A 13,924-nucleotide genomic window follows, 5' to 3' on the forward strand; every position below is an offset into this window, starting at 1 on the left:
TGTTGTGCTTCTGTGTAATCAGGAGCAGCTTGGCTGTCGTTTAATTTTTTAGCTTCAGCAAGAATATCTTTGCTTACACTTGGATCATCTTTAAGACTTTGGATAAAACCGTTACGTTGATCTTCGTTTAAGTTAGGTAAGTTTAAAATTTCGTAGAACGCATTTTGTTGATCTTCATTAACATTAGGTGCAGGTTTTGTTGGTGCTTGCGCAACGTTTACGTTTCTAGCTTGGATTAAGATGTCTGCACTTACGCTTGGATCGTCTTTAAGACTTTGGATAAAACCGTTACGTTGTTCTTCAGTAAGGTTAGGTAAGTGTAAGATTTCATAGAATGCATTTTGTTGGTCTGCACTGTGATCAGGTGCAGGTTGTGAACCAGCTTGGCTGTCGTTTAATTTTTTAGCTTCAGCAAGAATGTCTTTACTTACACTTGGATCGTCTTTAAGACTTTGGATGAAACCATTACGTTGGTTTTCATTAAGATTAGGTAAGTCTAAAATTTCAGCGAAAGCATTTTGTTGAGCCTCAGCAGTATTTGTAGCATTCGCATTGTTTTCTTCTGCAAATGTAGGAGAGCTTACTAATAAAGAGCTCGCGATTAAGCAAGATCCGACACCGATAGAAAGTTTACGAATACTAAAAAAGTTTTTATTTTCCATTGATTACAATCCCTTATAAAAATAAAATGTATAATGTAACGCTTACTATAAGACTACAATATAACTATAAAAATGTATAGTGCAAATTTAAAAATATATGACAAATTAACCTAGCAACATCAGATTGGGGTTAATCGATTTTTATAAAAAATCTATATTTATTAGAAATATACTGTTGCATAACACTGTATTTTAAAAGTCTAAAAATTGTACAATATAATGAAGGAACATGTTCAAATTTTTCCCATTAGTTCATGTTATGTAAATTTTTTGTGAATAAAATGAATGCTTATTGCATAAATTTTGAATTTAAAAAAAGTGCAAAAAAGAGCACCGAATAGACTTTGGTAGGGGTCTATGCGGTGCTTTAAATCTTTACCAAGACATTTGAAAAAAGATCGTAAATGGTTAGTTTTAAGGTATAAACTATGAATCATACTGCATTTATATGCTTTTTATTCGAATTAGACTGCTATCCATAACCTCACATAACATATACTTTTTGAAAAATAGTAACAAATTTCCTCTTTTTATAAAAAATATGCACTCCTTTAAAAAATTTATGTCCCCTTTTCTAATCACTTCTTCCATCTTTATTTTTCACACGTGATTTTAACTAAGTGAATGATGTCAAAAAGGTTGTGACAAACTCACTATTTCTTTATATTGAGCCCCCGTTATAAAAGCCCTTACAATTTATATAAATTGAATTAAAGAAGGGGTGTATTTATGTCAAAGACTGAAGAAAAGAAAGGAATGGGGCGCAAAGTACAAGCTTTCGGTTCGTTCCTCAGTAGTATGATCATGCCAAACATTGGTGCTTTTATTGCCTGGGGATTTATCGCAGCCATTTTCATCGATCATGGTTGGCTCCCTAATAAAGAGTTAGCACAGCTTGCTGATCCTATGATTAAATATCTCATTCCATTATTAATTGCATTCAGTGGAGGTCGTTTGATTCATGGGATACGCGGAGGAATTATAGCAGCGACTTCTACTATAGGGGTCATTGTTGCATTGCCTCAAACGCCCATGCTGTTAGGTGCCATGATTATGGGACCGTTAGTCGGTTGGCTCATGAAAAAGGTAGATGAATGGATCCAACCACGCACGCCTCAAGGTTTTGAAATGTTATTCAATAACTTTTCTGCTGGTATTTTGGGCTTTATTATGACGATTTTAGGTTTCGAAATTTTAGCACCAATCATGAAATTTGTGATGCACATTTTATCCGTTGCTGTTGAAGGATTAGTGCATGCGCACTTACTTCCAATCGTGAGCATTATTGTAGAGCCTGCGAAAATTGTGTTCTTAAATAACGCAATCAACCACGGTGTTTTCACACCATTAGGCGCCGACCAAGCTGCATCTTTAGGACAATCCATTTTATATACGATTGAGTCTAATCCGGGTCCCGTTTTAGGCGTGCTTGTGGCCTATATGATTTTTGGAAAAGGCACAGCGAAAGCAACGTCTTATGGTGCAGGTATCATTCACTTTTTAGGAGGGATTCATGAGATTTACTTCCCTTACGTTTTAATGAGACCGATGTTGTTTTTATCCGTTATTTTGGGCGGAGTGACAGGTGTGGCAACTTATCAAGCAACAGGCTTTGGTTTTAAAAGTCCAGCTTCTCCAGGGTCATTTATCGTCTATTGTATCAACGCTCCAAGAGGCGAGTTTTTACACATGTTGCTCGGTGTATTTCTAGCTGCGGCAGTTTCATTTATTGTATCTGCATTCATTTTAAAATTTACGAAAGATACGCAACAAGATATTGAAGAAGCTACAGCACAAATGGAAGCAACGAAAGGAAAAAAATCACAAGTTGCTTCGAAATTAACTGGCGCTGAAAGTAAAAAAACTGAAGAAGCTGACAAAAAGGTAGATGAAGCCAACGCTGAAGAGGGATTACTTCATCAATACAATACAGAACAAGTATCGGCCCATGACTATCATGATATCCATCATATTATTTTTGCTTGTGATGCTGGAATGGGATCAAGTGCAATGGGCGCAAGCATGTTGAGAAATAAGTTCAAAAAACAGGGACTTACAGATATTCATGTCACAAATACCGCTATTAACCAGTTGCCCAAAGATGCCCAACTGATCATTACTCAAAAAACATTAACTGACCGAGCAATTAAGCAAGTACCGACAGCCATTCATATTTCAGTGGATAACTTTTTAAACTCACCAAGATATGAGGAGTTACTGAACAATTTGAAGAAAGATGAATAACGACCAAGAGGGGGACACGACAATGTTTTTGAGCTCTCGAGAAAAACGTATCATTGAAATTCTAATTAAATATCGTGAAACCTACATTCGAATTTATGATATTGCACAGCAACTCGGAGTATCCTCTCGTACGATTCATAGAGAATTAAAACACGTTGAATCTTATTTAGAAACATTTGCTATTGTATTAGAACGTGTGTCTAAACAAGGGATTCGTATCGTGGGCCATGAATATGACATGAAACGTCTTTTTAAAGATGTGTCTGAGAACACAGCGATGGATTTATCTCTAGAAGAGCAAAAAGTGATTATCTTATATGCACTTATTCAGACGAAAGAACCGATTAAACAATTCAGTTTAGCAGAAGAAATTGGTGTATCGATTCAAACGTTATCCAAGCTCCTGGATGAATTATCACAGGATATCCATTTATATCAATTATCGATATCACGAAAACGTGGTGAAGGTATCCAATTACTGGGTCCAGAGTCAAAGAAACGTGAATTTCTAAGTCAGTTAATGGTCAACAAACTGAATAGTACGAGTGTTTACTCTGTAATTGAAAATCATTTTGTATATCAATCTTTGCATCAATCTCAACAATCATTAGTTAATTTAGAACAGATTTTTCAAGTAGAACGAATCCTTATGGATGATTTAGGTCGACTTCCGTATTCGTTGACTGAATCCAGTTACTTGTCATTAACCATCCACATCGTTTTAGGGATTAATCGTATGAAAAATGATGAGTACGTCGCAATTAATGATGAGATTTATGACAGCGTGAAGACGACTTTAGAACAAGAAATCGCCCGGGATATAGCGAGTCGATTAGAGGAGATTTATGATGTGAAATTTAATGAAGCAGAAATCACCTTTATTACGATTCATCTACGAGGGGCTAAAAGGAAAGATTTTAGAGCTGACAAGTCAGAGCAGAGTGATTTAAAAACCATCATCCAATTTGTAGATGCTGTTGAACAAATCTCTGGTCAGCATTTTGAAGATAGAGCGAATTTGATTGAAGGTCTTAAACTGCATATTCATCCAGCGATTAATCGCTTAAGTTCCAACATTGAGACGTATAATCCGCTCACCCAAATGATCCAATACAAGTATCCATTATTATTTAAACAAATTAAGCAGGCGCAAACAATCGTATGGCCTGAACTGGTGTTTCCAGATAGCGAAATTGCATTTATTGTTTTGCACTTTGGCGGCTCCATTAAGAGACACAAAAAAGCGCCTTTAAATCTATTGGTGGTGTGTAGCAGTGGTGTAGGGACAAGTCGATTACTAGCAGCACGTCTTAAAAACACATTCAGAGATATTGAACGCATCACTCAAGCGTCGGTAAGTGATTTGAATCATCTCAATTTAGAAAGTTTTGACGGTATTATTTCAACAGTCAACTTGGATATCAAACAGCCTTTTATTACTGTGAATCCATTATTGCCTGAATCTGATATCACGTATGTTTCACACTTTCTAAAGTTAAATGCAACGCATCATTCGAATCATGAGACGCATACAAAAATATTGATGAAAGATAACGAAAATTTAATCAATACGATGCGTGATGCCGTGCATTTGATTGATTCGATGAAAATAGAGCATCGACAAGTCGATAACTGGTCGATGTACATTGCCAACCATTTATTGAATGAACAAGCGATTCCAGATGTGAATCAATTTAGTCAATACTTACAAGAAAAAATAGCTAATCATCCGGGATGGTTATTAGCCCCATATCCTGTCGCAATTCCGCATTTAAGGGATTCTATCATCTTGAAACCGGTCATTTTAGTCACCATTTTAGATACACCGATTAAGATGTCAAACATGCAAGCGGATGATTTCAAAGTGAAGTATATGATTAGCATGTTCATACCGGATAACGAGGAGATGGCGCAGTTAGTCAGTCAATTTATTGAAGAAGTGGGTAAACATCTCGAGGATATTGAGACATTTATGAAAGAACCAGAAAAATTAAGGACGATTTTAAAATCTAAAATTTCAGAAAAGATAAAAAATTTTATGTAGGAGTGTTCATAAAATGAGTGAACTATTTAGTAATGAGAATATTTTTATTAATGTCGCGGTATCGAGTCAATCTGAAGCGATTGAATTGGCAGGACAAGCGCTAGTGAACAGCGGATCAGTGACGCAAGATTATATTCAAGCAATGAAAGAACGTGAAAATGTAGTATCTACATTTATGGGAAATACTTTAGCCATTCCACATGGTACAGATGAAGCAAAAGAAAGTGTCCTACATTCAGGTTTATCTTTACTTCAAATTCCAGACGGTGTCGATTGGGGTGGCGAGGAAGTTAAAGTTGTCGTTGGGATTGCAGGTAAAGATGGTGAACATTTGGATTTATTATCTAAAATTGCGATTACGTTTAGTGAAGAAGCTAATGTTGAACGTATTGTGAATGCCAAATCAGCCGATGAAATTAAAGCGGTTTTTGAGGAGGCAGATGTATAATGAGAGCAGTACATTTTGGTGCAGGAAATATTGGACGTGGTTTTATTGGTAAAATTCTTGCAGATAACGATGTGAAAGTCACGTTTGCAGATGTGAATACAGAAATTATTGACGCTTTAGAGAAAGAACAACAATATCATGTCATCATTGCCGATGAAAATAAAACGACGGAAAAGGTTCAAAATATAGATGCGGTCAATTCTTCAGAGCCATCTGAAAAATTGAAAAAAGCGTTGCTAGATGCGGATATCATTACTACAGCAGTAGGGGTTAATATTCTGCCAATAATCGCAAAAACAATCGCGCCGTACTTAAAAGAGAAGACGAATCACGTTAACATTGTTGCATGTGAAAACGCGATTATGGCTACTGATACACTTAAGGAAGCGATTTTAGCACATACGGGGCCTTTAGGTGAGCATATTCATTTTGCTAATTCAGCAGTCGATCGAATAGTCCCTTTACAAAAGAATGATAATATTTTAGACGTTATGGTAGAACCTTTCTATGAATGGGTGATTGAAAATCAAGCATGGTATGGTGAAAAGTTAAATCATATCAATTATGTAGATGACTTATCTCCATTTATTGAAAGAAAACTAATGACTGTGAATACGGGTCACGCTTATATTGCTTATGCAGGGCAACATGCGCATTTTTATACTATTTTAGATGCCATCAATGATCCGACGATTGAAGCGGAACTTAGAACGGTACTATCTGAAACAAGTTTGTATATTACTGAAAAGTTTTCGCTTAAAGCGTCAGAACAACAAAATTACGTTGAGAAGATTATTCGGCGCTTTAAAAATGCTTATCTTTCTGATGAAGTCACACGCGTAGGCCGTGGTACGATTCGTAAAATTGGACCTGAGGACCGAATTATAAAGCCATTAACCTATTTGCACGACAACCAATTAGCATATAAAGGGCTTGTTCGCGCTGCAGCATTGTTATTGGCTTATGAAGATGATAACGATAAAGAAACATTAGAAAAAAATCAATATATCAAAAACCATGGACCGGAGGCATTTTTAAAAGAATATGCACAGGTGAATGAAGCGATTGCGAAAGAAATCGCGCAACAATATAGGGAGTTAGTTGTCGATTAGAATGAATTCAGTTAAGCAGTCCAATTAACGATGAAGGCCTAGACAGATGCAATCCCATTTTGGAAGATTGTACAAGTCTAGGCTTTTTTGCAATAAACAAGCCCCTATGAAGCGGGTTGCGTAGGTTATTGCAATCCACGTACTGCTTCAAGAGGCACGTTTATCAAAGTCGACATCATTAATATATTCAGTTAGTTGGTATCTCTTTCGTCAAACTATTCCAAGTATGGCTTTGCTAATCATCCAATTCTTTTGATCTTTTAAAAGGAGGTTTTGTGTTTTTAGTTCGTTTACAATGTGTCCTGTCGTTTCTCGGGAAACACTAGCTAAATCGCTGACCATTTGAATTGTTAAAAATTGCTTAATTTCATAAAACTCTTCATGGTCTTCCCCAATTGTATGGCATAAATAAATAAGTACTTTCTTTACACGTGCTTTAGCGCTTTTTGCACTGAGTGCCATGTTATATTCTGTTAATTGTTTTTCATTTTCGCAAAGGTATTTATACATTTGAATAAACACTTTATCGTGATTTCGACATATATATTCAATCAATTCAATCGGCACAGCCATTACGATACTATCGGTGAGTGCAGTACACATTTCATTTGTCGTTTTATCTTGAAACAGGTTGTGAATAGGATATAAATGTTCGCCTTTATTTAATACACGATTGACGTCTCCATTCACGCTATAGTTTTCTCTTAATATATAACCATCGATTAAATAATAGATATGTGTCAGTTCATCAGATGAATAGTAAATCACCTGACCTTTATTGTATTGTCTGACGATAAACTCATTTTTATACGGCTGTAATGCAACCGTTGGGATATTGATAAAGGCAGCAAACTGCTCGAGATAGGTATTCACATTGTTTTTAATGAGTGAGTTATCAATTGTTGAGTGATCATACGGGTTTTGCCCCATAAATTCACCACCTCATAGCTACTTATAAATTTGTGTGCCGACTTCTCCTTTGAAGGCTTCATAGGCTTTATCTAGGTTCGTGATGACCGCACGACGTCCTTCTCCGTTTTCAACAAAATCTATAGCCGCTTCAATTTTAGGTAACATAGAGCCTTCTGCAAATTTACCTTCTTGTGCGTAGCGTTTTAAACTTTCGACATCGATGTCAGTGAGTTTTTCTTGATTAGGTTCATTGAAGTTAATATAAACATTTTCAACACTTGTTAAAATCATGAGGGTATTGGCATCGATGAGTTGCGCTAAACGTTCACTTGCAAAGTCTTTATCAATAACAGCTTCTACACCTTCATAAGTGTCGCCTCTTTTAACAACAGGCACACCGCCACCACCACAAGCGACAATGATATTGTTATTTTCAACTAAAGTACTAATTAATTCATGCTCTAAAATGGATATAGGTAGGGGAGACGGAACGACTTTACGGTATCCTCTACCGGCATCTTCTTTATAGACGGAATTAGGGTATTGTGCTTTTTGTTGTTCAACTTGAGCTTCTGTGTAAAAAGGCCCAATAGGTTTTGTCGGGTTTGACATTCTTGGATCATTTTCGTCAATTTCCACACGTGTTATCACTGTACCCGCTTTCCGATCACTATTAACCTCTGCTAAAACTCGGTTGACTTCTGTTTCTATCCAGAAACCAATCATCCCTTGTGTCATGGCACCACAGACATCTAGTGGCATCGCAGGTGTTTGTGGACTGTCAGCAGTCGCTTGTTGAATTAAAAGACTGCCAATTTGTGGTCCATTGCCATGGGAAATGACAATATCGTAGTCTGTATTAAATAACGGCTTTAGTGTTTGCATTGTTTTACGTATAGCTTGTTTTTGTGTTTCTGCAGATCCATCTGTCGTTTGGATGGCATTACCACCTAAAGCAATGACGATTTTTTTATGCATGAAAATCACTCCTCATTAAAATACGTTGACGGCACCGCTTAATAATCTCAAGATGCCGATAATGGCTAAAATGATAATAATGATAAAGAACAAATAATCGATTCGTTTTAAAGGTTTTTGGTTATTTCTTTGTACAATTGTGTAAACGATAAGGCCAGGGATATATAACAGCATCGTTAATAAAAAGTAATCTAATCCCGCTGCGTATACGAGCCAAACGGTATAAATAGAAGCGATGATACCGATGACCCATTGTTTCGTTGTTGCACGTTGCTTCGTTTGAATCGTATATTTCACTTGATAAAAAGCACTCAACATGTAAGGAATGAGAATGGCACTTGATGCAAGTGAAAAGGCAAATTGATAAGCGCTTTGTGTGAAAAGCATACTGATTAAAAAGATTTGAACTAATATATTAGTAATGAGTAATGAATGGACAGGTGCTTTGTTTTCATTTTCTTTAGCAAACCATTTAGGAAATAGGCCATCTTTCGCAACGATAAAAGGTAATTCGCCCGCTAAAAGTGTCCAACCTAGCCATGCCCCTAATACTGAAATGATGAGGCCAATATTCACTAGAACAGATCCCCAATGACCGACAATGTGTTCTAACACTGCTGCCATAGAAGGGTTGGAAAGTTCAGAAATATGGTTTTGTTGAATAACCCCTTGTGCTAATACGGTCATTAAGAAATAAATAATCAACACAGAAACTAAACCAATAACGGTTGCAGAACCGACATCTTTTTTATGTTTAGCACGTCCAGAGAAGACGACAGCGCCTTCAATCCCAGTAAATACCCATACAGTGACGAGCATTGTACTTTTAACTTGAGAAAGCGTGTCCCCCCAACTGAACATATGTGCTGGGCCACTTGTCATGCCAAAAATACCTGCTTTGAAAGTCTCAAAGTTAAAAGCGACAATCATACAAACAAGTACAAGTAAAATCGGAATTAATTTTGCGATGGTCACAATGCTATTAATCAATGCTGCGGTTTCGACACCTTTTAAAATAAGATAATGCACGCCCCACAATAAGATTGAGGCAATAATAATAGAAGGTAAGGTATTGCCTCCTTTAAACATTGGGAAAAAGTTACCCACTGCGGACATGAGCAACGTCGCATAAGCCACATTGCCTAAAAAGGCAGCAAACCAATAGCCCCAAGCACTTGAAAAGCCAATAAAATCACCAAATCCTGCCTGGGCATAACTGTAAATCCCACCATCTAAGTCGTGGCGCTCATTAGTTAAGTTCTGAAAGACAAAGGCAAGCGAAATCATGCCGACTGCTGTAATTAACCATCCAATAATGATGGCCAATCCGCCAGCTTCTTTACCCATATCTGAAATGATGTTAAATGCACCGCCACCAATCATCGAGCCAATGACTAAACCAATTAAGGAGGTTTTATTTAATTTGTTTTCATCTGTTCCACCCATATGTCATGTCTCCTTTAGATAGATTAAAAAGCCCAGTACAAAACTTATTTTAAAATATAATAATAGTATTTTATTATGATAAGAATCACTGGGCTTTTTATCATATCATATCTATTGAATTAACCTAGCGTTGCAGCCATTACAGCTTTAATGGTATGCATGCGGTTTTCAGCTTGATCAAACACTTTCGCATGTTTGCTTCTAAAGATTTCATCTGTCACTTCCATTTCAGACAAACCATATTCATCTTTAATTTTTTGACCATATTCTGTATTTGTGTCGTGGAAAGCAGGTAAACAGTGTAAGAAAATTGTGCTGTCTTTACCTGTTTTGCCAAATAAAGCTTTGTTCACTTGATAATCTTTTAGTAATTTAATACGAGATTCAAATTCACTTTCTTCACCCATTGAAACCCAGACGTCAGTATAAATAACGTCAGCACCTTTTACGCCTTCATCAATATTATCGGTAATTGTGACTGAACCGCCATCTTGTTTTGCACGACGTTCAGCAATATCAATATAATCTTGAGAAGGGAATAAAGATTTAGGAGAGCAGATGGTAACATCGACACCTAACATTGGCCCTGCGACAAGTAGTGAATTTGCGACATTATTGCGTCCATCGCCGACGTATGTGAGTTTTATACCGTCTAAATGTCCAAAGTTTTCTTTGATTGTCATATAGTCTGCTAACATTTGTGTTGGGTGCCAAGCATCAGTGAGTCCGTTCCATACAGGGACACCTGAAAATTCTGCTAATGCTTCCACTGTATCTTGAGAAAAGCCGCGGAACGCAATACCGTCAAACATACGGCCCAATACTTTTGCTGTATCTTCGACAGATTCTTTTTTACCTAATTGAATGTCGTTTTTACCTAAAAATTCTGGATGTGCACCTAAATCGATTGAAGCAACAGTAAATGCAGCACGTGTCCGTGTTGATGTTTTTTCAAATAATAAAGCAATATTTTTACCTTCTAAATAGCGGTGTGGGATGCCTTGTTGTTTATAAGATTTTAAAGTCATCGCAAAATCAATTAAGTCTGAAAATTCTTTTTTAGTAAAATCGTCTTCTTTAAGTAAATGTCTACCTTTTAAATCTAATGGTTTTTGAATATCTGTCATTTTAAAAATCCTTTCTTAATTTGATAATGAATGCTTAAATGTCTTCTCTAAATAAAGGTTGGCTCATACATCTAGGGCCGCCACGACCACGTACAAGTTCACTACCTGTGATTTCAATGACTTTGACCCCTTTATCTCTTAACAATTGGTTTGAAACGTAGTTACGATCATAAGTGACCACTACGCCAGGACGAATTGTCAACGTATTTGAACCGTCATTCCACTGTTCGCGTGCGCCGTCGATTACGTCACCGTTACCCGTAGGAATAAATTCAATGTTATCGACATGTAAAGCGTCTTCTAATGTTGCTTTAAGTTGGCTTGAATGAGAGATTTTAATATCATGTGTCGCTTCATCTTTTTCGATTGTAAAGATATTCATATGATTTTCTTCTTTGAAAATCGCCGCATGCATTGTAAATTTGTCGTAGTCTATCATTGTAAAGACAGTATCTAAATGCATGAAACTACGGCTGTTTGGTATTTCAATTGCCAATACTTTTGTAAAAGTCGATTGATCATCGAATAAAATTTGGCGTGCCAAACGTTCGATAGCTTGTGCCGAAGTCCGTTCTGAAATACCGATCGCTAACACTTCTTTTGAAAGGATTAATTCGTCGCCACCTTCGATATTGAATGGTGAATTTCGATCCAACCAAACAGGAACGTCCGCATCTTTGAAACGTGGATGATGTTTAAGAATATAGGTCATAAAAATAGATTCTCTACGACGTGCTCTCCAATACATTCGATTGATTGTCATACCGCGTCCAATAGAAGCTTGAGGGTCTCTTGTGAAATAAAGGTTTGGCATAGGGTCTAAATAGAATGGGTATCTATCATCCATGTATTCAACAAGGTGATTGGTTTCGAGTTGAATTTCTTCTTTACGCACACCCGCCATAATTTTATCTACAAGGTCTTGGTCGCTTAATGTTTCAAAGAGTGTTTTAATTTCTTTTTCATGGCCGAGAACTGTTTTTTGAGATTCAGCCAAAATATCATCAATAAACTGTTCGCGTACGGCTTTATCCGCAATGGCTTCGGCGGCTAATTTTTCGAGGTAAACAACTTCAACCCCTTCATCTCTTAAAACTTGCGCAAATTTATCGTGCTCTTCTTGCGCGACTTTCAAATAAGGAATATCGTCAAATAATAAGCCGCTGAGATGATCAGGTACAAGATTTTCTAATTCTTTGCCTGGTCGTTTGAGTAAAACGGTTTTTAATCTGCCAATTTCACTATTCACTTGGATTGGTCCTTTTTCCATTGTTATTCCTCCTTTGCTTGATTACATCCAAAGTATAAAACGCTTTCAGTTATCCAGTTGTGAATTTTTTCTCAATATAAATGTCTAAAACCTCATACAAATGATTTATTCAATACACAATAATGATAACTTATGCATACTTTACCCTTTTAACATGCGTATTTATGAATAATAAGTTAATATTAAATTAAGAGATATGTATAATATTATTCTTTATTCAAAAATGTGTATGTATAATCATCAATCTTTTGAAAAGAGATGTTTATTGATTTTTTGTAAGAAGATGAAGCCACTTAAATGTTTGACAGCGATTGAGGGTTCATGTGAGATGTCAGAAACTTCACATTTACTAATGAGATGTTTTGTTATGGTAGAGATACACAGTTATTTGTCAGCGGGATTATGAGGCAAAGGAGTTTAAATGCATGAAAAAAAGAAAAAGATTAGACTTAGTATCTATGATTGTAAAAGAGCATAACATTCATTCAAAAGCAGAAATTGTGGATTATATAGAACAACATTTTGGGATAAGGTATAGTGTAGCGACAATTAGTAGAGATTTAAATGAATTGAAGATTTATAAAATGCCATCCGCGCATCAAGAGCGATGTTATCAAAAGTATAATGAAAATGCGCAAAAAGATGCCAAAGCGAAATTGATTAACTTTTATAAAGATGAGATTGCCTCTGTCGTGATTAAAGACACGTACTTAATTATTAAAACAGCACCGGGTTTTGCGCAGAGCATTAATTACTATATTGATCAAATGGAGTTAAATGAGGTGCTTGGAACAGTTGGGGGTAATGATACGATTTTAGTTCTTACGGCGTCAGCTGAGCTTTCAAAATTTGTCCATTATAAGCTTTTTAATCAAACTTACCAAGATGCGAATTTAACGCCTTAATCCGTCGATATGACGAGAAACGAATCGCGCCACGGCAGTCACGTGCCCCATGATTATTCAATGAAATGGGGCACACATAGCGATGTAGAGGCTGTTTGGATTTTTTAATTCAGACGTTTCATGTGCGTTGCTCTCATGCCACATATCAAGTTGACGATATCATTTTTAACAGTCGTGAGTGTCTGTTCAGCATGCGCGTCTCTAGACCAATTGAAGACGACACTTAAAACGCCGCCGGTGAGAAAATGATTGTAAATCGTTGGGCTCACATCGAAACGCCCACCTGTTTGTATGTCGTATTGAGTCTGCTTGTTAATGGCTTGATAAATTTGTTCATAAATAATACGTGACGTCTCATCATACAAATGATGCGTCACTACACTGTTGACGATCGCTTTATTATCATTAATAAAGGTTAATAAGTCATGGATATAACGCTCAAGGAAAGGCTTCGGGTCTTCAAAACGAATATCGGATAAATGAATTTGTCTAAAACGATTCAAGACGTTTTCAATCGCATGATTCAATAGATGATACTTATCCTTGTAATGTCGATAAAATGTTGAACGACGGATAAGTGCGTAGTCACACAAGTCTTGTATTGTAATGTGTTCAAATTCTTTTACTTTTAACAGTTCCGTAAATGCATTCATAAGTGCGTTTTGCGTTTTAATTACGCGTAAATCCTGTTTATTCATCTTTTAACACCTCAGATATCGAACAATTTCTTGATTTTGTCATTTAAGTTACAAATAGTGAATATTGGCGCCTAATTG

The 13,924-nt window shown here is 36.4% G+C and carries 11 protein-coding genes and 1 pseudogene; 5 read left to right on the plus strand and 7 right to left on the minus strand.

Features of this window, described 5'->3' with window-relative positions; all coding sequences use genetic code 11:
• Positions 1 to 662: pseudogene (gene spa, locus HMPREF1208_RS08015) on the minus strand (staphylococcal protein A); the annotation flags it as partial.
• Positions 663 to 1,391: 729 nt separating this feature from the next.
• On the opposite strand from spa, the gene HMPREF1208_RS08020 reads away from it, so the two are divergent.
• Genes HMPREF1208_RS08020 through HMPREF1208_RS08035 form a run of 4 tightly spaced genes read left to right on the plus strand, consistent with a single transcriptional unit; the run spans position 1,392 to position 6,510 of the window.
• Positions 1,392 to 2,906, plus strand: coding sequence for a PTS mannitol transporter subunit IICB (locus HMPREF1208_RS08020; RefSeq protein WP_016425856.1), 1,515 nt, complete (start codon positions 1,392 to 1,394; stop codon positions 2,904 to 2,906).
• 22 nt (positions 2,907 to 2,928) lie between these two features.
• Positions 2,929 to 4,950: a BglG family transcription antiterminator gene (locus HMPREF1208_RS08025; RefSeq protein ID WP_016425857.1), complete on the plus strand. Its 2,022-nt coding sequence runs from the start codon at positions 2,929 to 2,931 to the stop codon at positions 4,948 to 4,950.
• Positions 4,951 to 4,963: 13 nt separating this feature from the next.
• Positions 4,964 to 5,398, plus strand: coding sequence for a PTS sugar transporter subunit IIA (locus HMPREF1208_RS08030; protein WP_016425858.1), 435 nt, complete (start codon positions 4,964 to 4,966; stop codon positions 5,396 to 5,398).
• On the plus strand, positions 5,398 to 6,510 hold the full coding sequence (locus HMPREF1208_RS08035) for a mannitol-1-phosphate 5-dehydrogenase (RefSeq protein WP_016425859.1): 1,113 nt from the start codon (positions 5,398 to 5,400) through the stop codon (positions 6,508 to 6,510). The genes HMPREF1208_RS08030 and HMPREF1208_RS08035 overlap by 1 nt, the downstream gene beginning before the upstream one ends.
• A 210-nt stretch (positions 6,511 to 6,720) precedes the next feature.
• Here HMPREF1208_RS08035 and HMPREF1208_RS08040 read toward each other — a convergent pair whose 3' ends face one another.
• The 5 genes from HMPREF1208_RS08040 to arcA all read right to left on the minus strand — a co-directional run bounded on the left by HMPREF1208_RS08040 (position 6,721) and on the right by arcA (position 12,243).
• Positions 6,721 to 7,440: a Crp/Fnr family transcriptional regulator gene (locus tag HMPREF1208_RS08040; protein ID WP_016425860.1), complete on the minus strand. Its 720-nt coding sequence runs from the start codon at positions 7,438 to 7,440 to the stop codon at positions 6,721 to 6,723.
• Between the two features lie 18 nt (positions 7,441 to 7,458).
• Entirely contained in the window at positions 7,459 to 8,400 is a 942-nt protein-coding gene (gene arcC / locus HMPREF1208_RS08045) for a carbamate kinase (protein WP_016425861.1), read from the minus strand.
• 15 nt (positions 8,401 to 8,415) lie between these two features.
• Entirely contained in the window at positions 8,416 to 9,846 is a 1,431-nt protein-coding gene (gene arcD / locus HMPREF1208_RS08050; RefSeq protein ID WP_016425862.1) for an arginine-ornithine antiporter, read from the minus strand.
• Positions 9,847 to 9,965: 119 nt separating this feature from the next.
• Positions 9,966 to 10,973, minus strand: a complete 1,008-nt coding sequence (gene argF, locus HMPREF1208_RS08055; protein ID WP_016425863.1) for an ornithine carbamoyltransferase — start codon at positions 10,971 to 10,973, stop codon at positions 9,966 to 9,968.
• Positions 10,974 to 11,007: 34 nt separating this feature from the next.
• Positions 11,008 to 12,243 (minus strand): arginine deiminase, encoded by a 1,236-nt coding sequence (gene arcA / locus HMPREF1208_RS08060; RefSeq protein WP_016425864.1) that lies wholly within the window; start codon positions 12,241 to 12,243, stop codon positions 11,008 to 11,010.
• A gap of 425 nt (positions 12,244 to 12,668) precedes the next feature.
• On the opposite strand from arcA, the gene HMPREF1208_RS08065 reads away from it, so the two are divergent.
• Complete coding sequence (locus tag HMPREF1208_RS08065; protein WP_016425865.1) at positions 12,669 to 13,148, plus strand: arginine repressor; 480 nt, start codon at positions 12,669 to 12,671, stop codon at positions 13,146 to 13,148.
• Between the two features lie 104 nt (positions 13,149 to 13,252).
• Here the strand turns inward: HMPREF1208_RS08065 and HMPREF1208_RS08070 are convergent, their stop codons facing one another.
• The gene (locus tag HMPREF1208_RS08070; protein WP_016425866.1) at positions 13,253 to 13,846 is read right to left on the minus strand and encodes a TetR/AcrR family transcriptional regulator; all 594 of its coding nucleotides are present in this window, start codon (positions 13,844 to 13,846) and stop codon (positions 13,253 to 13,255) included.
• Positions 13,847 to 13,924 lie beyond the last annotated feature (78 nt).

Source organism: Staphylococcus sp. HGB0015 (genome assembly GCF_000411275.1).
Lineage (GTDB): Bacteria > Bacillota > Bacilli > Staphylococcales > Staphylococcaceae > Staphylococcus > Staphylococcus schleiferi.

Excerpts from the sequence above, each read along its gene's own strand:
- HMPREF1208_RS08020 (WP_016425856.1), top strand. The coding sequence starts at position 1,392 with ATGTCAAAGACTGAAGAAAAGAAAGGAATGGGGCGCAAAGTACAAGCT.
- HMPREF1208_RS08025 (WP_016425857.1), top strand. The coding sequence starts at position 2,929 with ATGTTTTTGAGCTCTCGAGAAAAACGTATCATTGAAATTCTAATTAAA.
- HMPREF1208_RS08030 (WP_016425858.1), top strand. The coding sequence starts at position 4,964 with ATGAGTGAACTATTTAGTAATGAGAATATTTTTATTAATGTCGCGGTA.
- HMPREF1208_RS08035 (WP_016425859.1), top strand. The coding sequence starts at position 5,398 with ATGAGAGCAGTACATTTTGGTGCAGGAAATATTGGACGTGGTTTTATT.
- HMPREF1208_RS08040 (WP_016425860.1), bottom strand. The coding sequence starts at position 7,440 with ATGGGGCAAAACCCGTATGATCACTCAACAATTGATAACTCACTCATT.
- arcC (WP_016425861.1), bottom strand. The coding sequence starts at position 8,400 with ATGCATAAAAAAATCGTCATTGCTTTAGGTGGTAATGCCATCCAAACG.
- arcD (WP_016425862.1), bottom strand. The coding sequence starts at position 9,846 with ATGGGTGGAACAGATGAAAACAAATTAAATAAAACCTCCTTAATTGGT.
- argF (WP_016425863.1), bottom strand. The coding sequence starts at position 10,973 with ATGACAGATATTCAAAAACCATTAGATTTAAAAGGTAGACATTTACTT.
- arcA (WP_016425864.1), bottom strand. The coding sequence starts at position 12,243 with ATGGAAAAAGGACCAATCCAAGTGAATAGTGAAATTGGCAGATTAAAA.
- HMPREF1208_RS08065 (WP_016425865.1), top strand. The coding sequence starts at position 12,669 with ATGAAAAAAAGAAAAAGATTAGACTTAGTATCTATGATTGTAAAAGAG.
- HMPREF1208_RS08070 (WP_016425866.1), bottom strand. The coding sequence starts at position 13,846 with ATGAATAAACAGGATTTACGCGTAATTAAAACGCAAAACGCACTTATG.